We start from the raw sequence: 25,968 nt of genomic DNA on the forward strand, positions 1-25,968 counted from the left end.
TTTTTGGGAATTTTTATTTTAAAGAAATGTGATAAAATCACGATATTTGTATGATCATGAGTTTACATTGGGAAGGCTTATTAGGACTGCTAAAATACCTCATTAAGAGAAATCCGGAATGAGCGGATTGTTTATGTTAAAATATTTCAACAGCACTGCGGGTAATCCGGGTTGTACATTTTAAATTTTTAAAATTAAAAAATATGCCATTTTATCATAAATTAGGACAGATTCCACCAAAAAGACATACCATCTTTCGTAAACCGAACGGTGATTTGTATTACGAACAGCTTTTTGGCACCGTTGGATTCGACGGAATGTCAACCAATATGTATCACGAACACCGACCAACGCAGGTTAAGGAAATCCGCAGGCAATATAGTGTGGCTCCTAAAATCGCGAAGGGAAATAATATCCAGTCGTATCGGTTACGAGGTTTTCAGGTAACACCGGAAAATGATTATCTGGAAAGCCGAAAAGCCGTATTAACAAATAGCGACTGTACAATTATTCTGGCAGCACCAAAAGAATCCACACGCGATTATTTTTACAAAAATACCGATGCGGATGAGATGATTTTTATCCACAGAGGAACCGGTAAATTAAGAACCATGTTGGGTAATCTGGATTTTAAATACGGTGACTATCTGATCGTGCCGAGAGGGATGATCTATAAAATCGATTTTGATACCGATGACAATCGTTTGTTTATTGTAGAATCCAGACGGCCAATCTATACACCAAAACGGTACCGAAACTGGTTTGGACAACTTTTGGAGCATTCGCCTTTCTGCGAACGCGATATCCGTCGTCCGGAAGAACTGGAAACGAATAATGAAAAAGGAGATTTCGTAATTAAAGTAAAGAAAAAAGACGAAATTTTCGAAATGGTATATGCAACACACCCGTTTGATGTAGTGGGCTACGACGGATTCAATTATCCGTATGCCTTATCGATTCACGACTTTGAACCGATAACCGGACGTATTCACCAACCGCCACCGGTACACCAGACGTTCGAAACGGATGCCTTTGTAGTGTGTTCGTTTGTTCCGAGACTTTACGACTATCATCCCCAGGCTATTCCGGCACCGTATAATCATAGTAATATCGACAGTGATGAGGTATTGTACTATGTAGACGGTGACTTTATGAGCCGAAATGATATCGAAGCCGGGCACATCTCGTTACACCCGGCCGGAATCCCACACGGACCGCATCCTGGAGCTGTTGAAAGAAGTATCGGCAAAACGGAAACACAGGAGCTGGCTGTAATGGTCGATACCTTTAAACCGTTAATGCTTACCGAAGAGGCTATGAAAATTGCCGATGAGAAATACTACCAATCCTGGTTGGAGCATTAATACCATTTAAAAACAAACAATAACAAACATTGAAGCAGGACATCAGAGTATGTTTCCGGCTGACTAAAATAATACTACAATGAGTAAAGAAGTAAAATCAGTTGAATACGGATTAGAAAAAATATTTGAAGGCGCGCAGGATTTCCTTCCGCTAATGGGAACGGATTATGTCGAATTTTATGTAGGAAATGCCAAACAGGCGGCGCACTATTATAAAACAGCATTCGGTTACCAGTCATTGGCCTATGCCGGATTGGAAACAGGAGTGCGCGACAGAGCGTCGTATGTGTTAAAACAGGATAAAATCCGTTTGGTGTTAACAACACCTTTAAATGCCGATTCACCTATCAACGAGCATATCGTAAAACACGGTGATGGTGTTAAAGTAGTGGCTTTATGGGTAGAAGATGCGACAAAATCGTTCGAAGAAACAACAAAAAGAGGAGCGCGTCCGTTTATGGAGCCAACTGTTGAAAAAGATGAGTTTGGTGAAGTAGTGCGTTCCGGTATTTATACCTATGGCGAAACGGTTCACATTTTTGTGGAGCGTAAAAATTACAACGGGGTATTCCTGCCCGGTTATAAAGAGTGGAAATCCGATTATAACCCGGAACCGGTTGGATTAAAATATATCGACCATATGGTTGGAAACGTGGGATGGAACGAAATGAATACCTGGGTAAAATGGTATGAAGATGTTATGGGATTTGTGAATTTCCTTTCTTTCGACGACAAACAGATTCATACGGAATACTCGGCTTTGATGAGTAAAGTAATGTCTAACGGTAACGGACGTATCAAATTCCCGATCAACGAACCAGCCGAAGGAGCAAAACGTTCGCAGATCGAAGAATATTTGGATTTCTATAACGGACCAGGTGTACAGCATATCGCTATTGCTACTGATGATATCATTTCTACAGTGTCGCAATTAAAGGCACGTGGAGTGGAATTTTTATCCGCACCACCGAAAGCCTATTACGAAGCAATTCCGGAAAGATTAGGTGATCATATGGCGATGATGAAAGAAGATATTTCCGAATTGGAAAAACTGGCGATCATGATTGATGCTGATGAAGAAGGATATTTATTACAGATTTTTACGAAGCCGGTTGAAGACCGACCAACGCTGTTTTATGAAATTATCCAACGTATGGGAGCCCGTGGATTCGGTGCCGGTAACTTTAAAGCCCTTTTCGAATCGATTGAAAGAGAGCAGGAATTGAGAGGAACTTTGTAAAAATCGATTTTTACTGATAATAGTTTAAAAACAGGGTTGAAAACAGCTTTGTTTTTGCTAATATTGTGTTAAAGTTGAAATTTCATTTGTAAATCAACAAAAAAACTAGCTACATTTGCACTCGCAAAAATGAGGTACTCATAAGCCTCATATTTGTAAAGTAAATTTTCATAATTTATAGTTTTTTGGTTGGTTAATAGCATAAAAACTCAGTCATTCTTTTGGCTGAGTTTTTTTGTTTCTTATTTTTGGAACAGAAATTGTAACTTGTTATAACGAATGTTTAAAAAAGAGACCATGAAAAAAGCGGCCCTATTATTTCTTCTCCTGATAACAGTTACATCCTTTGCTCAGAAGGATTCTGCTTTTACAACCGGTGAATGGTTTAAATTCCGGATTCACTATGGAATCGTAAATGCGGGTTATGCTACTCTGGAAGTTAAGGAAGCAGTCAAAAACAATAAAAAAGTATTCCACATAATGGGTAACGGTTATACGACCGGGATGACCAAATTTTTCTTCAAAGTGGAAGACGATTATCAAAGCTATATCGACAAGCAAACCGGGCGTCCGTACCAGTTTGTAAGAAAAATAAACGAAGGAGGGTATAAGAAAAATCAGGAGGGGTTTTTTAATCAAACAAAAAAAACAGTTTTTGTGAAAGATTATGAAAAGAACACCGAAAACACGTTTTCTGTACCTGAAAATGTCCAGGATATCGTATCTTCATTCTATTATTTGCGAAACCATCCCCAAATTGACAAGTTAAAAGAAGGTGAGTCGATCGTCATTGATATGTTTTTTGATGATGAAACCTTTAAATTTAAGCTAAAGTTTCTCGGTAGAGAAGATTTAAAAACTAAATTTGGGACCATTTCCACGATGATATTCCGTCCGTATGTGCAGGCTGGCCGTGTTTTTAAAGAGCAGGAGAGTCTAACCGTTTGGATATCAGATGATGAGAATCGTTTGCCGATACGTATAAAGGCAAGTTTGGCTGTAGGTTCGTTGAAAGCCGATTTGGATGAATTCAAGGGACTGAAAAATTCTTTCAAAATTAAAGTAAAACCATAATGAAAATAACCTCAGAGATCCAGAGTAAGATTGATGAAATTGATGCAAAATATAAAGCGATAAACCAAAAGACAGAAACCCATTTAGAAGGGATGCTTTGGTCAAAACCAATTACCTATTGGGACTATATTCAAACGGATCCGCTTTTGAGTCTGCAGGTGCAAAGAACCACGTTACCCGATGAAATGGTCTTTATTATGTACCATCAGGTAAACGAATTGCTTTTTAAAATGATACTTTGGGAGATCAATCAGGTAGCTCATTGTAACGAACTGACTACCGTGCTTTTTACCGATAAGCTAATGCGTATCAGTCGTTATTTCGATATGTTAACCACTTCTTTTGATATTATGAAAGAAGGAATGGCGGTTGATCAGTATCTGAAATTCCGAAATACATTAACACCGGCCAGTGGTTTTCAAAGTGCCCAATACCGTCTCATTGAGTTTGCTTCTACCGATTTGATCAATTTGATCGACCACCGTTTCCGGGCAACAATCGACAGGAATACACCGTATGAGCACGCTTTCGAACATTTGTATTGGCAGGCTGCCGGAAAAGATTATAAAACCGGTGAAAAATCGTATCTGATCAAAGAATTTGAAAAGAAATATAAAAAATCCTTCCTGGCGCATATGGAAGAATTTAATACCATAAATCTGTGGCGTAAATTCAAACAACTGCCGGAAGCCGATCAAAAAAATGAAGCCTTGATTCAGGCCATGCGGCATTACGATAAAACGGTGAACATTACCTGGGTGATGGGCCATTATAATGCAGCGGTAAAATATATCGAAAGTGTGCCCGGCACACAGGAAGCAACCGGAGGAAGTGATTGGAAAAAATATATGTTACCCAAATACCAAAGAAGGATATTTTTCCCGGAACTTTGGTCGGACGAAGAACTGGAAAAATGGGGAGAATAAAAGAATAACCACTAAACCTACTTGAATTGAAATATTTTGCCATCATATTAGTATTAACAACATTATTTGCCTGTAATAAAAAAGAAGAAAAGGAAGTTAAAGCACCCGCGGTAAAAAAAGAAAAAATCCTGGTCGAATACGGATTTACGCTTAACGATTTTAAAGTGGTTAACGATACCGTGAAATCAGGCGATAGCTTCGGGAAGATTCTAGGGTCGCAAAACTTTGACGCTGCCCGGATTCATGAAATTAATGAAAAAATAAAAGACAGCTTTAATGTTCGCGATATCAGGATTGGCAAACCCTATACATTGTTACAAAACAAAACGGCACCACACGATCTGAAGGTGTTTATCTACCAGCCGGATCGGATGACCTATTATGTGGTGGATCTTAGGGATTCGATTGTAGTTCATAAAAAACAACGACCGGTTACGATTAAAAGAAGAACGATTGCTGCGGCTATCGACGGATCGGTGTCGGAAACCTTAAAAAATGCAGGGGTATCCGCTGCACTTGCTCCGGAATTATCCCGTATTTATGCCTGGTCGATCGACTTCTTTAAAATTCAAAAAGGGGATAAATTTGCGGTGACGATTAACGAAAAGTATATTAGTGATACCATTTATGCCGGAATTGAAAGTATTGATGCTTCCTATTTCGAATACAAAGGCAAAAAAATATACGCCTTTCCGTTTAAACAGGATCCGAATTCCAAAAGAGTTGATTATTTTGATGAGGAAGGAAAAGTGCTGAAAAATATGTTTTTAAAAGCACCGCTTAAATTCGTAAACATTACTTCTAGATTTACCAAAAGCCGGTTCCATCCGGTTCAGTTAAAGTGGAAAGCCCATAACGGAACGGATTATGCTGCGCCAACTGGTACCCCGATTATGACAACTGCGTCCGGAGTGGTAGAACGCACCGGATATACCGCAGGAAATGGTAACTTTGTAAAGGTAAAACACAATGGTACCTATGCTACGCAATACCTGCACATGTCCAAAATACTCGTTCGTCAGGGACAACGTGTACAACAGGGCGATGTGATCGGAAGAGTGGGAAGTACCGGACTGGCAACAGGACCTCACGTGTGTTATCGTTTTTGGAAAAACGGTATTCAGGTGGATCCCTTACGCCAAAAACTTCCGAATTCGGAACCAATGAATGCAAAATACAAAGCGCGGTATATGGAGTATATCAAACCGCTTAAAAAAGAATTAGACAGTGTTTCAATTGCTAAGTTTGGAGAATAGATGTTAGAGAATACAAATCCTACAGGAACCGTTGCCTGGCAAAAATTACGTGCGCATTTTAACGAAATGCAGTATGTGAAAATGCAGGATCTTTTTGCGGCCGATACACAACGGGCAGAAAAACTACACCTGCTTTGGAGCGACTTTTTGCTGGACTATTCCAAAAATCGCATTGAAAAAAAAACGCTGGACCTTTTTGCCGAACTCGCCGAAGAAATCGGACTAAAAGCAGCAATCGAACACTACTTTTCCGGAGATAAAATTAATCGTACCGAAGATCGAAGCGTACTTCATACGGCTTTGCGATCGAAGGAAACCGAAATACTTGTCGACGGTAAAAACATAATCCCGGAAATCGAAGCCGTTAAAATACACATCCGATCGTTTTCGGAGGCAGTGATCAGCGGAGCTAAAAAAGGCTATACCGGAAAAGATTTTACCGATATCGTAAATATCGGTATTGGTGGCTCGGATCTTGGGCCAAATATGGTAGTGGAAGCGCTGCAATTTTACAGTAATCATCTGAATGCACATTTTATTTCAAATATCGATGGCGATCATGTGACTGAAAAATTAAAGCACCTCAATCCGGAAACCACACTGTTTATTATTGTTTCCAAAACCTTTACAACTCAGGAGACTCTTACCAATGCTGAAACAATTAAAAAATGGTTTCTAAAAACAGCGCCTCAGGAAGCGGTTGCGGATCATTTTGTTGCGGTTTCGACAAATTTGGAAAAGGTAGCCGAATTTGGAATTTCTGAAGACAATGTTTTCCCGATGTGGGATTGGGTTGGCGGACGGTTTTCATTGTGGAGTGCTGTCGGACTTTCGATTAGTCTGGCCATTGGGAATGCAAATTTCGAATCCCTTTTAAAAGGAGCCAATGAAATGGATACGCATTTCAGAACAGCGGCTTTCGATCGTAATATGCCGGCTATTCTGGCGTTTATCAGCATCTGGTACAATAACTTTTTTGAAGCCGAAACCGAAGCTATTATTCCCTATTCCGATTATCTGAAAAAACTCGTTCCGTATTTGCAACAGGCTTTTATGGAGAGTAATGGCAAGCAAGTGAGCCGTGACGGTTATCCGGTCAATTATCAGACCGGAACAATTGTATGGGGTGAACCGGGAAGTAATTCACAGCATGCTTTTTTTCAATTGATTCATCAGGGTACCAAATTGATTCCAGCCGATTTTATCGGATTTAAGGAATCTTTACATGGGAATACGGAGCATCACGATAAATTGATGTCGAATTTCTTTGCGCAAACCGAAGCTTTGCTTAAAGGTAAAACCGAAGCGGAAGTCATTAGGGATACAAATGAAAATAACGATCTGGTTCCTTTTAAATTGTTCGACGGTAACCGACCTACAAATACGTTGCTTATTACTAAACTAACCCCGGAAACATTAGGAAGTCTGATTGCGATGTACGAACACAAAATTTTTGTACAAGGTATCATTTGGAATATCTTTAGTTATGATCAGTTTGGCGTGGAATACGGTAAATCACTTGCCAATACGATTTTAAAAGAAATTAACAATCACGAAGTCGGATTGCACGATAGTTCCACAGAATTCCTTTTACGGAATTATTTAAAATAAGAGACTTCTAAAAGATAAAAATGAAATTCTGCCATAGCAGAATTTCATTTTTATCTTTCAAGTAGCTGTTTTTTTAATTCATTATGGATTGAAATTAAAAACAGCTCGTTACTTCCCCATTATTGGATGTCTTTTAAATCATATTTTTTTCCTCTTGCATTAAAGACATACCATTTGTTTATACAGCAAAAGATAATAAGTATGAGCGCTTTTTTAAATTTTAAGATTCTGAGAAGAATCTACCACTTTCACAACACATTGAGTAAAATAAGATTGTTTGTAACCGCTTTTTTTGTGCTGTATTTGCTAACGATCCTCCTTTCCGTTATAGGAAACTGTCTAAAGGAGGATGCTTTGACCATAGAATTTTTAGAAGGGAAAGATCCGGTTTGGATCTTTGTGCTGACAGTTATTCTGGCGCCTGTCGTTGAAACTCTTATTTTTCAGTATGGTATTATAGAACTTTGTCTGAAGGTTCGATCAAGGTACGCTAAAGAAATGGCATTAATTGTATCGGCATTAGTATTTGGGATGGAGCATGGATACAATACAATTTATAGGGGTCTTGCTATCATTATGGGAGCGGCTCTGGCATTTTATTACCTGCTTTTTAAAAAATACACTACAGGATTTGCAGTAGCTGCAATTATGGTACTACACGCATTGTTGAATTTTGTTAGTTTTCTAATTAATAATGTCTTAGATGTCGAAGTATAAAAGATAATAGTCTTTATAAATCGCTTTTTTAGTGTTGATAAAATAACAATTATTGCTTTTTCGGGCTTAAAATTTTATAGTATCTATTCTTTAAGTTAAATAATGGTTAAAAAATAAATATTTCTCTTTCATGGGGTGAAAATGTGATAATTATATAAATTATTAACGTTTGTTAACATTAAATTAACACAGTGTGAAAATAAATGACCAAACTTTGCAGTAAAATTTTAAAACACAACTACAAGATGAAAAATTTGAAGACTTGGTTATTGTTAACACTAGTTTCACTGGTGTCTACAGTAGCTTTTTCGCAAACTAAAATTACAGGTACTGTTACCGATGGCGAACTGAAAGGATCGCTTCCGGGTGCCAGTGTTATTGTGAAAGGGACCAACGAAGGAGTGACTACCGATTTCGATGGTAAATTTACATTGACTACCAATGCTAAATCCGGTGAATTAATTATCTCTTTTATCGGGTATGCCGCAAAAACCATTGCTTTTAAAGGTGAAGCCGGAAAAACTATTGTAATCGGAAATGTAGAATTACAATCGGATTCCAATACGTTAGAGGATATTGTAGTAGTAGGAAAAGGGGTAATCGACTTAGCAAAAGACAGAAGAACGCCTATTGCTGTTTCGACGATCAAGGCTTCTGAAATTCAGGCAAAAGTTGGCTCAGCCGATATTACACAAACTTTAGTAAACACTCCTTCCGTTTACGTCGCCGGTCAGGCAGGTGGATTTGGAGATTCCAGAGTGAATGTTCGTGGTTTTGCACAGGATAATACCGCTTTCTTATTAAACGGTCAGCCAATTAATGGTATGGAAGATGGTAAAGTATACTGGTCTAACTGGTCCGGAATGTCAGATATCGCTAATGGAATCCAGATTCAAAGAGGTTTGGGATCCTCTAAATTAGCGATCTCTTCAGTTGGAGGTACCGTTAACTTTATTACAAAAGCAACCGATAAAAGACAAGGTGGATTTGCTTCTTTCGGATTAGCAAATAACGATTATTTTAAATCTACTATCGGATATAATACCGGTATGAATGCCAAAGGATGGGGTATGAGCGTTATGTTCTCTCATTGGCAGGGAGATGGGTATAACTACGGAACAAAAGGTGAAGGACAAAGTTATTTTATCTCCGTAGGATATCAGCCAAACAGCAAACACAATTTTAACTTCTTACTGACTGGTGCGCCACAGGAGCACGATCAGAACTTTACCAAAACAATCAAAACGTATTTGGATAAAGGAAGAAGATTTAACGATAACTGGGGAACTCTAAACGGAAAATACCTGTCGGAAAGAACCAATTTCTATCACAAACCGGTCGCTAACTTTAACTGGGATTTTAACATCAGTGATAAAACACAATTATCAACTGTATTATATGCTTCATGGGGACGTGGAGGAGGAACGGGTAACTACGGTAAAAGTAGTGCTAAGTTAAGAACTCCGGATGGTCAGATCGATTTCGATGGAATCTATGCTTTCAACAAGACTGCTGCAAACGGTGATGGTAATCCAAACAACAATTACATTATCCGTTCTTCTATGAACAACCACTCTTGGTATGGATTGGTGTCGAACCTTAAAACAGAGTTAACGAAAAACTTAAACTTAAATGTTGGTTTGGATTTAAGAACGTATAACGGTACGCACTACAGACAGGTTTCGAATTTCTTAGGATTAAACAGCTGGACAGAATCAAGATCGTTACGCGATAATACACACCAAACGGTTACGGCACCGGTATTCAATACGGTAACGGATCAGATGGGAACGAATCCATGGACATCGATGTTTAGTACGATGGCGGAAAACCAGAGGATCGATTACGATTACAGCGAAACAATTACATACGGCGGTGTATTCGGTCAGTTAGAATATTCAGACGATAAAGTATCGGCTTTCTTCCAGGGAGCAGCCTCAAACCAGTCACACTCACGTGAAGATCGTTACGATTATTTACCGGAATTTCAAAAATCCGAAAAAGTTAACAACTGGGGGTATAACGTAAAAGCCGGAGGTAGTTATAACATCACCGAAAACAATTCAATTTACGTGAATGCCGGATACTATTCCAGACAGCCATACCACGATAATGTTTACTTAAACTTTACGAATGCGGTAAATCCATTGTCGTCTAATGAGAAAATATTAGGTTTGGAAGCAGGTTATAGCTTTAAATCGAAATTCTTAAGCGCGAATCTTAATGCCTACAGAACAACCTGGAAAGACAGAGTTACAACAACATCTAGTACCACAACTGCCGACGGTGTTATCGGAACTACACCGGTAGCTGCAGGAAGCTTGATCTATAAAACTAATCAGGGTGTTGAACAAGTACACACCGGATTGGAATTAGACCTTATCGCAAAACCATTCCGTCAATTGGAAATCAAAGGATTTGCATCGGTTGGAAACTGGAAATATAAAGGCGAAGTGGTAACGACTCAAAGAGATGAGAGCTTAAACACTTTGGATGAGAAAAGAGAAGATGTAGACGGAGGTAAAGTGGGTGACGCTGCGCAGACTACTTTTGGTGCCGGATTCAAATACGAAATCGTAGAGCGTTTATCTTTCGATGCTGACTGGAGAAACTATTCCAAATTATATGCAAACGTAGGTGCTGTAAAAGATAACCTGGAATTGCCATCCTATAATCTGGTTGATGCCGGATTCTCATACAAAATGTTGGTTGGAAAAGATAAAAAGAACTCGGTTCAGTTCCGTATCAATGTGAACAACCTGTTTAACGAAATTTACTTATCGGAGTTAACCAGTAATATCAAAACTACAGCTAACGTAAACAATACTAATCCTGCTCAGGGGACATATCAGTCTACCGGAAGAGTATATAAAGGTATTGCAGATGGTAACCAAGGGTATTTCGGATTTGGAAGAACCTGGAACGTATCGTTACGCTATAACTTTTAATTAATTATCCGTTATAATAAGAAAACCTCCCGATCTATTGATTGGGAGGTTTTTTTATGCTTTTTTTATTGGTGTCTAATTACGATCCGGACGATGGATTCATTTCCTGAAAAACGCCATTTAAGGTCGCTAAAAAATGATCGACAGGTTGAGCACCCTTAACCGCGTATTTGTTGTTTAAAACGAAGAAAGGAACCGAATTAATGCCATATTGATATGCCAGTTGCTGATCGGCTTTTACTTCCTCGGCAAATAAATCATTTTCATATACCGCGCGGATGTCGGCTTCCGATAATCCATAGCTTGCTCCAATCGTAATTAGCGTAGGGATGTCATCAATATTTTTGCCTTCGGTAAAGTAGGCACGGAATAAAGCATCTTCAATTTCATTCTGTACGCCTTTGGTTTTGGCCAATGCTGATAATTGATGTGCTTTCATACTATTGGCCGGAACAGCTTTTTCAAAATGAAAATCCAATCCAACTTCTCGGGCGATTTCGGTAGCATTCTCGTGCATTTCTTCCGATTCTGCCAAACTAATGCCTTTACGGTTGGCCATGCTTTGCGCCGCCGATATCGTGGTGTCGGTCACCGCTTCCGGATCCAGCTGAAATGCACGCCAGCTTACTTCCACCTGGTCGCGGTGTTCAAATTGTGCTAAGGCTTTTTCGAATTTGGTTTTTCCTATATAACAAAACGGACAACGAATGTCACTCCATATTTCTATTTTCATAGCTCTTTTAATTTTGATGCATCATTTCCATTAACTCCAAAGCCCGTTTTATCGATTTTACATTTTCGAATGTCAGTAACAGGCGAAGACCATTTTTGGTTTCTTTTTCTTTCATCTTACATAAGTTACCCTGTTGTTGGACAAAACGGAGTACTTTATGAAAGCGGTTCGATTGGTAAAAATCCGATTGCTGATCGGCTACAAAATAACCCACCATCTTACCTTGTTTTAATACCAGTTTTTCAATACCAATACTCGTTGCGATCCACTTAATGCGGATGCTGTTTAGTAAGGCTACGGCCTGTCTTGGTAAGGGTCCGAAACGGTCGATTAGTTTTTGTTCGTAGGCCTGTAAATCGGCGTCCGTTTTGATAATACTCAGCTCGTTATACAAATTCAGACGTTCCGAAATATTGTTGATGTATTCGTCCGGGAATAAAAGCTCAAAATCGGTGTCGATCTGAATGTCTTTTACATATTCCTTGGTTTCGATATCGTTGTCTTCCGGATATAAATCCTTGAATTCATTTTCTTTTAGTTCCTCGATCGCCTCGTTCATGATCTTCTGATAGGTGTCAAAACCGATCTCGTTGATAAACCCGCTTTGTTCACCACCTAATAAATCACCGGCACCACGAATTTCAAGGTCTTTCATCGCGATGTTAAAACCACTTCCCAGTTCGCTAAATTGTTCCAGCGCCTGGATACGTTTGCGGGCTTCTTCTGTCATTGCCGAATACGGCGGACAGATAAAGTAACAAAACGCTTTTTTATTGCTTCGCCCTACACGACCACGCATCTGGTGTAGATCCGATAGTCCGAAATTATTGGCATTATTGATAAAAATCGTATTCGCATTCGGAACGTCCAATCCGCTTTCGATGATGGTGGTAGCGACCAATACGTCAAATTCACCATCCATAAAAGCAAGCATCAGTTCTTCGAGTTTTTTTCCGTCCATCTGACCGTGACCTACGCCAACTCTGGCACCGGGAACAAGTCGCTGAATCATTCCGGCTACTTCCTTGATATTTTCGATTCGGTTGTTGATAAAATAAACCTGACCGCCACGTTCGATTTCATACGAAACCGCATCACGGATCACTTCTTCGTTAAAGCCAACCACATGGGTTTCGATTGGATAACGATTGGGTGGTGGCGTGGTGATAACCGATAAGTCTCGTGCCGCCATTAACGAAAATTGTAAAGTCCGCGGAATGGGTGTTGCTGTTAAGGTAAGCGTATCAACATTCTGGGCGATTGTTTTGAGTTTGTCTTTTACCGCTACGCCGAATTTTTGTTCTTCGTCGATAATTAATAAACCAAGGTTTTTAAAGACTACATTTTTATTCACCAACTGATGGGTTCCGATAATAATGTCCAGTTTACCGCCTTCGAGTTCTTTCAGGATCTCGGTTTTTTGTTTGGCAGTACGGAATCGGTTGATATAATTCACATTTACCGGCATGTCTTTTAACCGGTCGCGGAAGGTTTTATAATGCTGAAAGGCCAAAATGGTTGTCGGCACCAGAATCGCAACCTGCTTACCGTTGTCTACGGCTTTAAAGGCCGCGCGGATCGCAACTTCCGTTTTTCCGAAACCTACGTCGCCACAAACCAATCGGTCCATCGGACGGTCATTTTCCATATCGGCTTTTACATCCTGAGTGGCTTTCAACTGATCCGGCGTGTCTTCATAAATAAAAGAACTTTCCAGTTCGGCTTGTAAATAGCTATCGGGTGCAAAAGCAAAGCCTTTATCCAGCCGGCGTTTGGCGTATAGTTGGATTAGGTTAAATGCAATATGCTTAACCCGGGCTTTTGTTTTTTGTTTTAAGGTTTTCCAGGCGCTCGATCCCAATTTGTATATTTTGGGTGGCGCGCCGTCTTTTCCGTTGTATTTCGAAATCTTATGTAGGGAGTGAATGCTTACATACACAATGTCGTTATCGGCATACACCAGTTTAATGGCTTCCTGCGTTTTGCCTTCGACCTGTATTTTTTGTAGACCGCCAAATTTACCAATACCGTGGTCAATATGGGTCACATAATCGCCAACAGATAAAGTGGTCAGTTCTTTTAGGGTGATCGTCTGTTTTTTCGAATAACCGTTTTTTAGGTTAAATTTATGGTACCGCTCGAAAATCTGGTGATCGGTATAACAGGCAATACGGTTTTCGTCGTCGATAAATCCCTGGTATAAAGGAGAGACGATTGTTTTATATTGTTTGCGGATGTCTTCATGATTCGTTTCGTCCAGCGATTCGAAAATGTCATGAAAACGCTTCGCCTGACCTTCGTTGGAGCAGAACAGGTAGTTTTTATAACCGTTGAAATGGTTGTCGTTCAGGTTGTTTAATAATAAATCAAACTGTTTGTTAAACGACGGTTGCGGTTGTATATGGAATTCGACGGTTTTCTGAGTTCGGTAGATCGGTTTCGAAGCCAGTTCCACTATAGTGAAATCCAATGATCTTTTTACAAAGGATTGCTGGTTTAGGAACATGTTTTCGGGCGATACATGCTGAATTTCGGATGATAATTTCTGAAAGGCTTCGTTGGCTTTTTCGAATAATTTGTCCAGTCGGTTTAATAATAAATCGGTGTTCTGGATAAAAATTACCGTTTGCGGACTTATATAGTCCAGAAAACTTTCGCGATTTTCTTTTAAAAATTTATTCTCGACATTTGGAATGATCGTGATCTTTTTTTGTTTTTCGACCGATAACTGGGTTTCCACATCAAACGTACGGATACTATCGACTTCATTTCCGAAAAACTCGATCCGGTATGGATTGTCATTGGAAAATGAGAAAACATCAACAATACCACCGCGAACCGAAAATTCGCCGGGTTCCGATACGAAATCCACCCGTTTGAAATTGTATTCGAAAAGTACCTCGTTGATAAAATCGATCGAGATATTATCACCGGTGGCTACTTTTAGGGTGTTTTTGTCCAGTTCCTTACGGGTAACGACTTTTTCGAAAATCGCATCGGCATACGAAACAATAATCGATGGTTTTTTACGCGAGTTGATACGGTTGAGTACTTCGGCGCGAAGCAATACATTCGCGTTGTCGGTTTCTTCAATTTGATACGGACGACGGTACGAACCGGGATAAAATAAAACATCCTGATCGTTGATCAGATTTTCAAGATCATTCAGATAATAGGCCGCTTCTTCCTTGTCCTGGAAAAGCAGTAAAAAAGGTAAATCACTCTTCTGGAAAAGCGATTGAATGACAAACGAAAGCGACGATCCGATCAATCCTTTTAGATGGATCTTTTCTTCTCTTTTTTGAAGTTGTTCCGCCAACTGGTTAATCCTGGGCGATTTTTCGTATAAGGTTACAATATCGTTTTTCAAGGAATACTACTTTTGATTAAGGGGAACTATTGTTTCGGTTCTGTAAAACCGGCTCGTGCACGACGAACAGTGTCTAATGCCTGAAGCATTTCGGTTTCACCGGCCTCTCTTGGAATTTCCATTTTATAAATGATCTCGGCCATTTGATCCTGTATGGAAATTGTTTCTTCCGAAACTTCATGAATCAATGTGATCACTTTTTGTGTCGGTATATAATCCAGCGAGATAAATGTTTCCAGCGATTTTATTTTTGTGTTAAGCGTCGAAAGCCGGCTTCTAACGGCTGGTGTGTCAAAAATAAACGGAATATTATTCGTTAAGGAATCGGATTTTTTAACCAGATTTATCGTTTTTAGTTTGAATGCGTTAAGGGTGCTTTTGGGTTTTTGACCCAATTCCTGTTTGAACTGGCGCCATTCCTGCCAATTCTGAATTTTGCTTTGTACTTTCGGATTTACAGCCGGAATATCGAACTTCCAGTTGGCGTTGATTACGGCAAAAACAGAATCCCGTCGTTGTAAGGATTTTATATATGCTGTTTCGCGTTCCTCTTTGTTATTACATGAAAAAAGAAAAAGGGATAAAACCGCTAAAACAGGTACGATATATTTCATTTTTAATAAAGTCGTTAGTATGAAGCAACAAATTTACAAATGTTATTGAAAACTTCTTTTTTTATGGGAATTTGTTAACTAAAATTAATCGTACGCCCTAAATAATCACAAGTTAAAGTAAGTTGTAAATAGCTTTGAATCGCTATCTTTGTCAAAAATATAGCTACTACTAAAAATATGAATACAACAATTTTAATTATTGGTGCCTGTGGTCAGATTGGCTCTGAACTGACCGTTAAATTGCGCCAGATCTACGGAAATGACAATGTGATTGCTTCCGATATCAGAAAAGGAACTCAGGAATTTGTATCAACAGGTCCTTTCGAAGTGGTCAATGCAATGGATTTTAACCAGATTGAAGAAGTTGTTGAAAAATATAAAGTAGATGAAGTGTATCTTATGGCGGCATTGCTTTCGGCTACTGCTGAAAAAAATCCTGCTTTTGCCTGGGATCTCAATATGAATTCGTTATTCCACGTGTTAAATCTGGCGAAAGCCGAAAAAATTAAAAAAGTATTCTGGCCTTCCAGTATCGCTGTTTTCGGACCAACAACACCGCGAATCGATACGCCGCAATATACCGTAATGGAACCGTCTACAGTTTATGGAATTTCCAAACAAACCGGCGAAAGATGGTGTGAATATTACCATCAGAAATATGGTGTGGATGTAAGAAGCATCCGTTATCCGGGACTTATTTCCTGGACAACACCTCCCGGTGGTGGAACAACCGATTATGCCGTGGATATTTATTATAAAGCATTGGAAAATAAAGCATATACCTGTTTCCTTTCGGAAGAAACGGCTTTGCCAATGATGTATATGGATGATGCAATTAAAGCGACAATCAGTATCATGCAGGCGCCGGCCGATGATGTAAAAATCCGTTCATCGTATAATCTTTCGGCAATGAGTTTTACGCCAAAAGAAATTGCGCAATCGATTAAAAAACAGATCCCGGAATTTACAATTGGTTATGAACCGGACTTCCGTCAGGCAATTGCCGACAGTTGGCCGGCGAGTATCGACGACAGTTGTGCGCGAAATGATTGGGGTTGGAAACATGATTTCGACTTAGAAAAGATGACTGCGGTAATGTTGGAAAATCTTTCAAAAAAATAATAACAAAAGGGACTGTTTTTGAGCAGTCCCTTTTTGTTGCATGCAGGTTAATTAAAATGGAGTTATTGTTGTACAACCTGCGTTCGCAGGGATTCCAGTAGTGTGCCGACTTCTCCAATCAGTTCGTTGGGTACACTATTCTTCTGTGCGCCAATTACCACATCGCCGATAAACTTGTCCATTGCGGCATTATTGGCTTTCATCGCCATTCTCGGGTTTGTCGCCGGATTATGTGCGGCCATCATACTTAAGCCGGAATAGGTAAAATTCTTTGCTCCGGTACCCACACAAAAGAAGTCGGTTAAATTTTTACTTAAGATGGCCAGATTGGTGGTGTTTCCGGAACCTACTTCCGAAAGTAAGGTCGAAAAATAAGGTTGTAACTGCGGATCGGCCGCAATAACAAAAATAGTACTGTCTACAACGGAGCGCAATCCCAAACGGCCTTTTTCGATCATTTGTGATGGATTGTTCGGATCGGCTACCATAGTAGTTCCGCCTAATTTCTGGTAAAGTGTAGGCGGCGTTACCACTACCGGGGTGTCGTCGTTGTCTTTGCTACAGGAATAAAAAGTGGCAACTCCAATAAGTAAAAGCCCTGCGAAAGTAATTTTTAAACTGTTTTTCATAATAATTTGGTTTTATAGTTAATTAAATAGTTTGTGTATTCCGTTTGAAAAACGATAGGAAAACGAATTCCGATCCATGATCGGACATCCGGTGTTTTTCATTGCATCGGTCACTACAAAGCGTTCGGCTTGATAGTTTCCTTTTTGCATAAGGGCTTCAAATGCCTGTTCTGCGTCAACTTTATTTAAATCGTGCGAATAAACTAAAGTGCCGTCCTGAATGTTGAAAAAAGTGTTTTTTACGCCATCAATACTTCGCAGTTGCGCGTTGATACGTTTTGCTTTAACAGAATCGATAGGTTCTTTAAAATCGATACGGCTGAGTTGTAGGCTGTTGTTGTCGTAGTTTTTAGGGGTTACTAAAAGAATATGAACAACGAGAACTACAAAAAGAAGCACCGTTATGCCTAAAATAGAACCTGCAATCCATTTGATTTTTTTGTTGATTTTCATGGCATAGTTTGGTTTTAAATGTTTGTTAGTGTTATTTACGGTGAAAAAGCGGTTTTGGTTTTAAAATAATTGAAATAAAAAAACCGGATACAATGATCCGGTTTTTAAAAATGGGTTTTAAGCTATAAAAAAGCTATGGCGTCTGTTTTTTTAATTCGCTTGCCAGTTTGTTTTCAATGTCGTTTTTTGCTTTTACAACATCGTTTATTTTATCGTTTGGAATGGTCATCGAAAGGACATAATGTTTGATTTTCCATTCGCCATCTTTTTTGATTACGACACCCGAACCACGGCAGATTTTCATTTGCGTGTCCAAAAGCTCGTCAAACCAGGCCATCGAAAGATCCTCGTTAAAATAAATATTTCGCTGTAAAGGTTTGAAAATCCAGGCTTTTCCTTTGTCAAAATACGGTTTGGCAAATTCGCCGAAGGCTTTTTTATTCCAGTTTTCGGTGGCATCGGTGCCAATATAAGTAGCGTCGTCAGTCAGATCGTTAAAATAATCGTTATAATCCGCTTCTGCGGCAGCCTGATGCCATTCGTCCAGCATCATGTTGATTTCCTGTTTTTCTTCGTTAATGGCTTCTTCGCTGGGTTTCATGCAGGAAGCAAAAAGCGAGGCTGTTGCCAAAAGTAATACTGTTTTTTGCATATTAGTGTTGTATTAGTACCGTTTTTATGTTTACAAATTCATGAATGCCTTCTTCGGATAATTCCCGTCCGTATCCTGATTTCTTAATCCCTCCAAATGGCAATCGCGGATCGGATTTAACCATTTCGTTGATAAAAACGGCACCTTCTTCAAAGTCGGAGATTCGTGTTTTGATTCCTTCAATATTTTGTGTGAAAACCGAAACGCCCAGTCCAAAACGGGAGTTGTTGCTAATAGCGATGGCTTCGTCCAGGTTTTTAAAAGCGACTAACGCGGCCACGGGACCAAAGACTTCTTCGTTAAAAACAGGCATCTCTTTTGTGACGTTGGTAATGATGGTCGGGTCGAAGTAGGCCTCGTTGCGGGTTCCGCCAAAAGCGATAGTGGCACCCATAGCAACCGATTGTTGTACCTGATTTTCCACTTCCTGAGCGAGATCCACCCGGGCCATCGGGCCGATTTGTGTCGTAGGATCCATCGGATCACCCATTTTTAACTGACCAAAAGCGGCTTTATATTTTTCCAGAAACGAATCGAAAATACTTTCCTGAATCAGGAATCGTTTTCCGGCAATACAACTCTGACCGGCATTTTGCATCCGGGCATTTACAGCAGTGCTTACGGCTTTTTCCAGATCGGCATCTTCACAAACAATAAAAGCATTGCTTCCGCCCAATTCCAGAACCGATTTTTTTAAGTGTTTGGCCGCTTCGGTGGCTACGGCAATACCGGCATTTTCACTTCCGGTTAGCGATACGGCTTTTATATGCGGATTAGCAATAACATCGGCCACTGCTTTACTCGAAATAGGGAGGTTTTGGTAGATTCCTTCCGGTAAACCGCTGTTGCGACAAAGTGTTTCAATGATTTGTGCTGTTTCCGGAACATTACTGGCGTGCTTTACCACAACGGTATTCCCGGCCACAATCGATGGAATTGCAAAACGGAATACCTGCCAAAACGGAAAATTCCAAGGCATAACACCCAAAAGAACACCAAGTGGATCGTAAGTGACGTAGCTTTCTGCGGCTTCCGTAGCAATTGTTCGACCTTGTAAAAAAGCCGGTGCATTATGGATATAATAATCACATAAAAGTCCACATTTTTCTACTTCGGCTATGGATTGTGTAATTGGCTTACCCATTTCCTTGCTGATCCATTCGGCATATTCCTGTTTGTTTTCTAAAAGTTTTACTTTTAGATTTTCAATATGCCGAATTCTTTCCGTTAGCGCTGTTTTTTTCCAGGTTTGAAAAGCAACTGCAGCCGTATTTATTTTTTTAGGAATGTTATTTGTAGCCATCATCAACTTTTTTCTATGCTAGTAAAGATACTTATTTTCAGAAAAACAGTTTGTTAAAATAAGATGTCATTACGGATAATGGCGACGAAGATGTTTATTTTAATCGCCTTACTCTGGTGTTGTATTTAAAAAAGGAATATACCGGGCAGAAATTAAAAAGACCGGTTAGTAATAATAGAGCACCGATGATCAATAGGATATAGCCTATTGTTCCAGTGATAATTTCCGTAGATACCAATAGTGACAAGATAATGGCAATGGTAATTCGGATGATTTTGTCGATACTACCCATATTTTTTCTCATAGTACAACTGATAAAGGTTACTTTTTATGCGCACGAATGATAGTGATTAATTCCTCTTTGGAAATCAACCCGGAATGTCTCCAGAGTTGTTGGCCGTCTTTAAACAGCATCATAGTAGGAACGCTTCGGATTTGGTAGGTTGCGGCAAGTGATTGGTTTTTGTCTACGTCGATTTTAATAATATGAACCGCTTCGCCCAAGGTATCTTTTACCTCTTTTAAAACGGGAGCTAATACGGTACAAGGCTGGCACCAGGTAGCGAAAAAATCGACCAGAACGGGTTCTTTTTTTTGAATGATTTCTGAAAAAGTACTCATAATTATTACTGTATAATTTTGGGATTTATTTATCGTCTGGTTTTATTGGGAATGGAGCATTGGTTGTTGTTACATCCGAAATTAAAAATGGCCTGAAGCAGGAAAAATAATCCGAACACACCAAATAGCCATTCCCGGTTTTCATAAGCGGTATAAAACATAAATAAGGCGATGGCCAAACGGAAATACCGCATAAAATGCCAGTTTGAAAATAGGTTTTTCATTATTGGAGAAATTCTGTTTTTTATAAATTTACGAAAAATAATGGAGTTTGGATGTAACAAATGTTACTTAAAATAAGAAGTTGAGGTAGGGAAGTGTATAAAACAAAAAGCCATTCGATAGAATGGCTTTTTGTTTTGCTCCCCCTCTTGGGCTCGAACTAATCCCGATAGCTATCGGGACTCTGATTGAAAGTCAGATGCGTCTTTGTATTTTTCGAGTAAATTAAACTTCATTTCTGGATATTGAAGTAAATTCCGGATATATATTTTACTCTTCATTGCTTTAATATGTTTTTCAATGGATAAACCTTGATTTTTTGATTCACACTCAATTGTGAAAATCAATTCCCAGTCATTGGCCTTATAAGTGAATTTTCTTGATTGAGTATCGTTTAAATGAAATTCTATTCTTTGAGTAAGGTTTTGTGTAAAGCCAATATAATGTTTGTCTAGCTTTTTTGAGTAGAGAATGTAAACGAAATTGTCCATTTTACAAAAATAAAAAAAATCCTAACCATTTCTGATTAGGATTTTTTTGCTCCCCCTCTTGGGCTCGAACCAATCCCGATAGCTATCGGGACTCTGATTAACAGTCAGATGCTCCTTTGTATTTTTCGAGTAAATTAAACTTCATTTCTGGATATTGAAGTAAATTCCGGATATATATTTTACTCTTCATTGCTTTAATATGTTTTTCAATGGATAAACCTTGATTTTTTGATTCACACTCAATTGTGAAAATCAATTCCCAGTCATTGGCCTTATAAGTGAATTTTCTTGATTGAGTATCGTTTAAATGAAATTCTATTCTTTGAGTAAGGTTTTGTGTAAAGCCAATATAATGTTTGTCTGGCTTTTTTGAGTAGAGAATGTAAACGAAATTGTCCATTTTACAAAAATAAAAAAATCCTAACCATTTCTGATTAGGATTTTTTTTGCTCCCCCTCTTGGGCTCGAACCAATCCCGATAGCTATCGGGACTCTGATTAACAGTCAGATGCTCCTTTGTATTTTTCGAGTAAATTAAACTTCATTTCTGGATATTGAAGTAAATTTTGGATATATATTTTACTCTTCATTGCTTTAATATGTTTTTCAATGGATAAACCTTGATTTTTTGATTCACACTCAATTGTGAAAATCAATTCCCAATCATTGGCCTTATAAGTGAATTTTCTTGATTGAGTATCGTTTAAATGAAATTCTATTCTTTGAGTAAGGTTTTGTGTAAAGCCAATATAATGTTTGTCTAGCTTTTTTGAGTAGAGAATGTAAACGAAATTGTCCATTTTACAAAAATAAAAAAATCCTAACCATTTCTGATTAGGATTTTTTTTGCTCCCCCTCTTGGGCTCGAACCAAGGACCCTCTGATTAACAGTCAGATGCTCTAACCAACTGAGCTAAGGAGGAAACTGTAATTTTTTGTCAAAAAAGAACTTATTGTTAGATATAAAAAGCCAGCGTTGAACTGGCTTTTATTTTGCTCCCCCTCTTGGGCTCGAACCAAGGACCCTCTGATTAACAGTCAGATGCTCTAACCAACTGAGCTAAGGAGGAAGGTGTGTTACCTTTATTGCGGTGCAAATATAAGTCGAAATTTTAATCTCGCAAATAAAATGCTTAAAAAAATTAGAAAAATTTGTCGGCAATCAGCTGGTAGATGTCCTTCCCGAAGGTTAAGGCCATTAGAGTCAGTAAGATAATCATCCCAAAAGTCTGCACATGACCCATCGCTTTTTCGCTTAATTTTTTTCCGGTTATCATTTCAGCAATGGTAAATAGCGCGTGACCACCGTCTAATCCCGGGATTGGTAGTAAATTCATAAACGCCAAACCGATCGAAAATAACGCTGTAAAGTTCCAGATAAACTCCCAGTTCCACTGATTCGGTAAAGCACGTGCAATTCCAACCGGGCTTTTTACATGTTTATACGCCTCCGTTTTTGGACGTAAAATCAGTTTAAATTGTTTTACATTATAAACCAATAAAGCATAGGATTCTTTAACGGCTTCCGGGATTGCCTGGAAAAGGGATAATTTGTTTACTACCTCAAAGTCCATTTTGTCTTTAAACGTTGGTAAAAAGCCAATTTTTCCGTCTTTGTCTACTAAAGTTTTTAAGTTGACTCTTTCGTTGTTACGGATTACGGTAATGCTTACCGAATCGTTTTTATGTGTGTTAAGGTTATCGCGCAATTCGTCAAAGAATTTAAACTCTTTGTTGTCGATCGCTACCAGATGATCTCCTTTTTTAAATCCGGCTTTAAAAGCTTCCGATTTTGGCGTAACCGAATCGACTACCACGCTCGAAAGACGCGGTTGAATAAAATCACGACCTTCTTTTCCTATGATTTCTGCTTTCTGCGGATCGGTTAAGATAATCGTTTTCTTTTCACCGTTACGCTCGATGTCTATTTTGTCTCCCAAAAGGATGTCTAGCGTCATACGGTTAAAACGATCCTGGTATTTGCCATCTACCGCTAAAATCTTATCACCGTTTTTAAAACCGACATTTAAACCGGTTTCACCAAAAGCCAGTCCGTTTTTCTGAATGGCTTCCGTGGCAATATATTTCTGACCGTAGGTTACATATACCATCGTGTAAATAAACCAGGCCAAAAGGATGTTTACAATAATACCACCCAACATGATGATAAGACGTTGCCAGGCTGGTTTCGAACGGAATTCCCATGGTTGTGCTTCCTGCTTCATCTGTTCCATGTCCATGCTTTCGTCAACCATTCCGGCTAATTTTACATAACCGCCAATTGGCAACCATCCGATTCCCCATTCTGTTTCACCGATCTTCTTTTTTAATAATGAGAATCCCGCATCCATAAAGAGATAGAATTTTTCTACGCGTACTTTAAACATTCTGGCGGTGATATAATGCCCGAATTCATGGAGGATAACTAATACAGAAAGTATGAAAAGGATTTGCCCTAATTGTATCATTTTTAAAAGACTTTTTTTATTGTAAACGACAAAAGTAAGGTTTTCACCTTACTTTTTATCATGGAATTACAGATTGCCTATTTTTTTATAAAATTTTTATGAAAGACACCTTCGGAAGTATTGATTTTTATGAAATGGATTCCGTTGGATAAGGTGCTTACCGAAAATTCCGACTTGGTTTGAGTGCTGACTAACTGTCCCAAAGCGTTGTAAATTTCAATGTTTTTCAGTTCGATGTTGGTCGGTAACTGAATGGTAACACGGTCGCTGGACGGGTTTGGATATAACAGAATAGTATCGGAAATGTCAAACGAACGGGTGTCTAAAGAAGTCGTATTGTTTTTGGAAATAATATCTTTTTCCGGATCGAATTCGAAACTGGTAACGGTAAAAGGAACCGATAGAATAAACTCCTGTCCATTAAAGGTGTTGTCTACAATAACATCCTGTGTTTGTGTGCCGTTTTTTAAACGGATTGGAAGTGGCATTTCAAAATAGCTCACTGAGGGATGGGATTGTGTTTGGGTTACCTTTATTTTGGCTTGTCCCGCACCAATATTCTGAACGGTGATGTTGTAGGACGGATAACCTTCGTTATATATCCAATCGTTAAAGAATTCGGTAAGGTTCATTCCGGAAACAGCTTCAAGATGGGCTTGTAGTTGTGGTGTAATAGCATAACCGTAGGCTAGTGCCGGATCGTTTAGGTAATTGCGAAGTGCCTGGAAAAAGTTGGTGTCCCCCATTTTAAATCGCAACATATTGGTGACCATAGAGCCCTTGTTATAGGTGATACGATTGCTGAAAATACGACCCACATTGGATAGTTGGGCGTCGGTTAAATATAAATTGCCATCCGGAGAAGCGGTGATGCTGTTTGTTTTTCCATCTTTCCAGCTGATAAAGGCGCTATTACCGTCCAGATTTTTAACCACCATTCCCGACATAAATTCGGTGATGCCTTCGTTAAGCCAAATGTCTTTCCAGCTGCCGCAGGTTACTTTGTCGCCAAACCATTGGTGCGCCATTTCGTGAGCAATCAGACTTCTGCTAAAACCACCCATAAACGAAACAGTGGTATGTTCCATTCCGCCTCCAAATCCGCATTGCGCGTGACCGTATTTTTCATTTCGAAACGGATACGGACCAATCAATGTTTCATATAGGTTGATGATTGTAGGGGTAGGTGCTAAACTAGTCTGGCTTGTAAATGCGTTTTCCGGATACAGATAATTAACGATTGGAAAAGTATTGGGTGCCACACCGCCAACCTGATTGTAAATCTGATAATTGGTCACAGCTATGGCGATCAGATAGGCTGGAATCGGATAGCTGTGGTGGAAATGCGTGGTCTTGTTTCCGTTACTAGTAGTCGCGCCAACCTGTAGACCGTTGGCAACACTCACATATTGTGATGGTGCGGTAATGTAAACGTCGATACTGTTGACTTTGTCGTTAAGGTCTTGTTTGCATGGCCACCAGTCTTTGGCGCCATAGGGCTCGGAAAGTGTCCAGATAATCGGATTCCCGGAATGATAACTCGCGGTGAAAGCGTTATTTGCGGTAGCTGGCGCGCCGGAATAGGTTATCACCACCGAACTCGAAGCGCCGGATGTTAATGTTGTGGGTAGAGTGATTACCAATTCGTCGTTTGCATTTTGAGTAAACATAAGACTGGTGTTTCCTTGTTTAACACTGCTCACGGTCAGAACATTTGTAAGGTCGAAGGTGACGGTGTTCATGTTTTGTTTGGCCGTAAAATTGGTTGTCACCACTCCGGAAATAAAATAATTGGCCGGATCTACCGTGAATTCGAGCTTGTGATAGGTAATGTCGTAATTCTGAGTATTGGCATTCGCCGCAAATTGCATGATACTGGAAGCGGCCTTCATTTCGGCCTCGACCATCCTGGAAAAATCAGCTTCTTCGGTTTGGGCGAACGAAAAAGTGGTTGCCAGTAATGCAAAAATTAAGAAATAGTTTTTCATAAATTTTAGTAAAGTTTGCCAAATTTAAGGAATAATACAAAATATAGGCTTAAAATATTCGAATAATATGTTTTTGGCTCTGTAGGACCGAATTCTGTCTCCGCTTTGTAAAATTGCCCGTCCTATTATATAAAACAATTCCTTAAATTTGCTGACCATAAAATCA

At 39.2% G+C, this 25,968-nt stretch carries 24 protein-coding genes and 2 tRNA genes; 9 read left to right on the forward strand and 17 right to left on the reverse strand.

Translation table 11 applies throughout. The features are described 5' to 3' along the window. Positions 1-203: 203 nt before the first annotated feature. The 8 genes from E6C50_RS15125 (at position 204) to E6C50_RS15160 (ending at position 11,136) form a co-directional block, all read left to right on the forward strand. Positions 204-1,364 (forward strand): homogentisate 1,2-dioxygenase, encoded by a 1,161-nt coding sequence (locus tag E6C50_RS15125; RefSeq protein ID WP_136404075.1) that lies wholly within the window; start codon positions 204-206, stop codon positions 1,362-1,364. 79 nt (positions 1,365-1,443) lie between these two features. Next, positions 1,444-2,604 carry a 4-hydroxyphenylpyruvate dioxygenase gene (hppD, locus tag E6C50_RS15130; RefSeq protein WP_136404076.1) on the forward strand — a complete coding sequence of 387 codons (1,161 nt, stop codon included), beginning with the start codon at positions 1,444-1,446 and terminating at the stop codon, positions 2,602-2,604. A gap of 297 nt (positions 2,605-2,901) precedes the next feature. Continuing rightward, complete coding sequence (locus tag E6C50_RS15135; RefSeq protein WP_136404077.1) at positions 2,902-3,678, forward strand: DUF3108 domain-containing protein; 777 nt, start codon at positions 2,902-2,904, stop codon at positions 3,676-3,678. Continuing rightward, the gene (locus tag E6C50_RS15140) at positions 3,678-4,604 is read left to right on the forward strand and encodes a tryptophan 2,3-dioxygenase family protein (RefSeq protein ID WP_168732835.1); all 927 of its coding nucleotides are present in this window, start codon (positions 3,678-3,680) and stop codon (positions 4,602-4,604) included. The genes E6C50_RS15135 and E6C50_RS15140 overlap by 1 nt, the downstream gene beginning before the upstream one ends. Before the next feature lie 26 nt (positions 4,605-4,630). Then, positions 4,631-5,860 (forward strand): M23 family metallopeptidase, encoded by a 1,230-nt coding sequence (locus E6C50_RS15145; protein WP_136404078.1) that lies wholly within the window; start codon positions 4,631-4,633, stop codon positions 5,858-5,860. Beyond that, a complete protein-coding gene (gene pgi / locus E6C50_RS15150; protein ID WP_136404079.1) occupies positions 5,861-7,471 on the forward strand; it encodes a glucose-6-phosphate isomerase in 1,611 nt (536 codons plus the stop codon). Positions 7,472-7,672: 201 nt separating this feature from the next. Then, complete coding sequence (locus E6C50_RS15155) at positions 7,673-8,188, forward strand: CPBP family intramembrane glutamic endopeptidase (RefSeq protein ID WP_168732836.1); 516 nt, start codon at positions 7,673-7,675, stop codon at positions 8,186-8,188. A 245-nt stretch (positions 8,189-8,433) separates the two neighbouring features. Beyond that, positions 8,434-11,136 carry a TonB-dependent receptor gene (locus tag E6C50_RS15160; RefSeq protein ID WP_136404081.1) on the forward strand — a complete coding sequence of 901 codons (2,703 nt, stop codon included), beginning with the start codon at positions 8,434-8,436 and terminating at the stop codon, positions 11,134-11,136. 79 nt (positions 11,137-11,215) lie between these two features. On the opposite strand, the gene E6C50_RS15165 is transcribed toward E6C50_RS15160, so the two are convergent. The 3 genes from E6C50_RS15165 to E6C50_RS15175 form a co-directional block, all read right to left on the reverse strand. Continuing rightward, positions 11,216-11,869 (reverse strand): DsbA family oxidoreductase, encoded by a 654-nt coding sequence (locus tag E6C50_RS15165; RefSeq protein WP_136404082.1) that lies wholly within the window; start codon positions 11,867-11,869, stop codon positions 11,216-11,218. Between the two features lie 7 nt (positions 11,870-11,876). Further along, the gene (gene mfd / locus E6C50_RS15170; protein ID WP_394346707.1) at positions 11,877-15,197 is read right to left on the reverse strand and encodes a transcription-repair coupling factor; all 3,321 of its coding nucleotides are present in this window, start codon (positions 15,195-15,197) and stop codon (positions 11,877-11,879) included. Between the two features lie 68 nt (positions 15,198-15,265). Continuing rightward, positions 15,266-15,853 (reverse strand): hypothetical protein, encoded by a 588-nt coding sequence (locus tag E6C50_RS15175; RefSeq protein ID WP_136404084.1) that lies wholly within the window; start codon positions 15,851-15,853, stop codon positions 15,266-15,268. Positions 15,854-16,030: 177 nt separating this feature from the next. On the opposite strand from E6C50_RS15175, the gene E6C50_RS15180 reads away from it, so the two are divergent. Then, a complete protein-coding gene (locus tag E6C50_RS15180; RefSeq protein ID WP_136404085.1) occupies positions 16,031-16,975 on the forward strand; it encodes an L-threonine 3-dehydrogenase in 945 nt (314 codons plus the stop codon). Positions 16,976-17,037: 62 nt separating this feature from the next. Here E6C50_RS15180 and E6C50_RS15185 read toward each other — a convergent pair whose 3' ends face one another. From E6C50_RS15185 to E6C50_RS15250, 14 genes are all read right to left on the reverse strand, one after another. Continuing rightward, complete coding sequence (locus E6C50_RS15185) at positions 17,038-17,604, reverse strand: globin family protein (protein ID WP_136404086.1); 567 nt, start codon at positions 17,602-17,604, stop codon at positions 17,038-17,040. Positions 17,605-17,622: 18 nt separating this feature from the next. After that, positions 17,623-18,057, reverse strand: a complete 435-nt coding sequence (locus E6C50_RS15190) for a hypothetical protein (RefSeq protein ID WP_136404087.1) — start codon at positions 18,055-18,057, stop codon at positions 17,623-17,625. A 133-nt stretch (positions 18,058-18,190) separates the two neighbouring features. Further along, positions 18,191-18,709 carry a nuclear transport factor 2 family protein gene (locus E6C50_RS15195; RefSeq protein ID WP_136404088.1) on the reverse strand — a complete coding sequence of 173 codons (519 nt, stop codon included), beginning with the start codon at positions 18,707-18,709 and terminating at the stop codon, positions 18,191-18,193. A gap of 1 nt (position 18,710) precedes the next feature. Continuing rightward, the gene (locus tag E6C50_RS15200; RefSeq protein WP_136404150.1) at positions 18,711-20,012 is read right to left on the reverse strand and encodes an NAD-dependent succinate-semialdehyde dehydrogenase; all 1,302 of its coding nucleotides are present in this window, start codon (positions 20,010-20,012) and stop codon (positions 18,711-18,713) included. A gap of 94 nt (positions 20,013-20,106) precedes the next feature. Further along, complete coding sequence (locus E6C50_RS15205; protein ID WP_136404089.1) at positions 20,107-20,316, reverse strand: YgaP family membrane protein; 210 nt, start codon at positions 20,314-20,316, stop codon at positions 20,107-20,109. A gap of 17 nt (positions 20,317-20,333) precedes the next feature. Further along, positions 20,334-20,633, reverse strand: a complete 300-nt coding sequence (trxA, locus tag E6C50_RS15210; protein ID WP_211089556.1) for a thioredoxin — start codon at positions 20,631-20,633, stop codon at positions 20,334-20,336. 29 nt (positions 20,634-20,662) lie between these two features. Then, positions 20,663-20,857, reverse strand: coding sequence for a hypothetical protein (locus E6C50_RS15215; protein WP_136404091.1), 195 nt, complete (start codon positions 20,855-20,857; stop codon positions 20,663-20,665). Between the two features lie 171 nt (positions 20,858-21,028). After that, positions 21,029-21,346, reverse strand: a complete 318-nt coding sequence (locus E6C50_RS15220; RefSeq protein WP_136404092.1) for a GIY-YIG nuclease family protein — start codon at positions 21,344-21,346, stop codon at positions 21,029-21,031. A gap of 97 nt (positions 21,347-21,443) precedes the next feature. Next, positions 21,444-21,746: a GIY-YIG nuclease family protein gene (locus tag E6C50_RS15225; protein ID WP_136404093.1), complete on the reverse strand. Its 303-nt coding sequence runs from the start codon at positions 21,744-21,746 to the stop codon at positions 21,444-21,446. 97 nt (positions 21,747-21,843) lie between these two features. After that, the gene (locus E6C50_RS15230; RefSeq protein ID WP_136404094.1) at positions 21,844-22,146 is read right to left on the reverse strand and encodes a GIY-YIG nuclease family protein; all 303 of its coding nucleotides are present in this window, start codon (positions 22,144-22,146) and stop codon (positions 21,844-21,846) included. Positions 22,147-22,195: 49 nt separating this feature from the next. Further along, positions 22,196-22,269 (reverse strand) — tRNA-Asn (locus tag E6C50_RS15235). Between the two features lie 73 nt (positions 22,270-22,342). After that, positions 22,343-22,416: transfer RNA gene (locus E6C50_RS15240), tRNA-Asn, on the reverse strand. Between the two features lie 72 nt (positions 22,417-22,488). Beyond that, entirely contained in the window at positions 22,489-23,814 is a 1,326-nt protein-coding gene (rseP, locus tag E6C50_RS15245) for an RIP metalloprotease RseP (protein WP_136404095.1), read from the reverse strand. Between the two features lie 77 nt (positions 23,815-23,891). Beyond that, a complete protein-coding gene (locus E6C50_RS15250; RefSeq protein ID WP_136404096.1) occupies positions 23,892-25,802 on the reverse strand; it encodes a M1 family aminopeptidase in 1,911 nt (636 codons plus the stop codon). Between the last annotated feature and the right edge of the window lie 166 nt (positions 25,803-25,968).

The sequence above is a fragment of the Flavobacterium supellecticarium genome (assembly GCF_004801375.1).
Classification (GTDB): domain Bacteria; phylum Bacteroidota; class Bacteroidia; order Flavobacteriales; family Flavobacteriaceae; genus Flavobacterium; species Flavobacterium supellecticarium.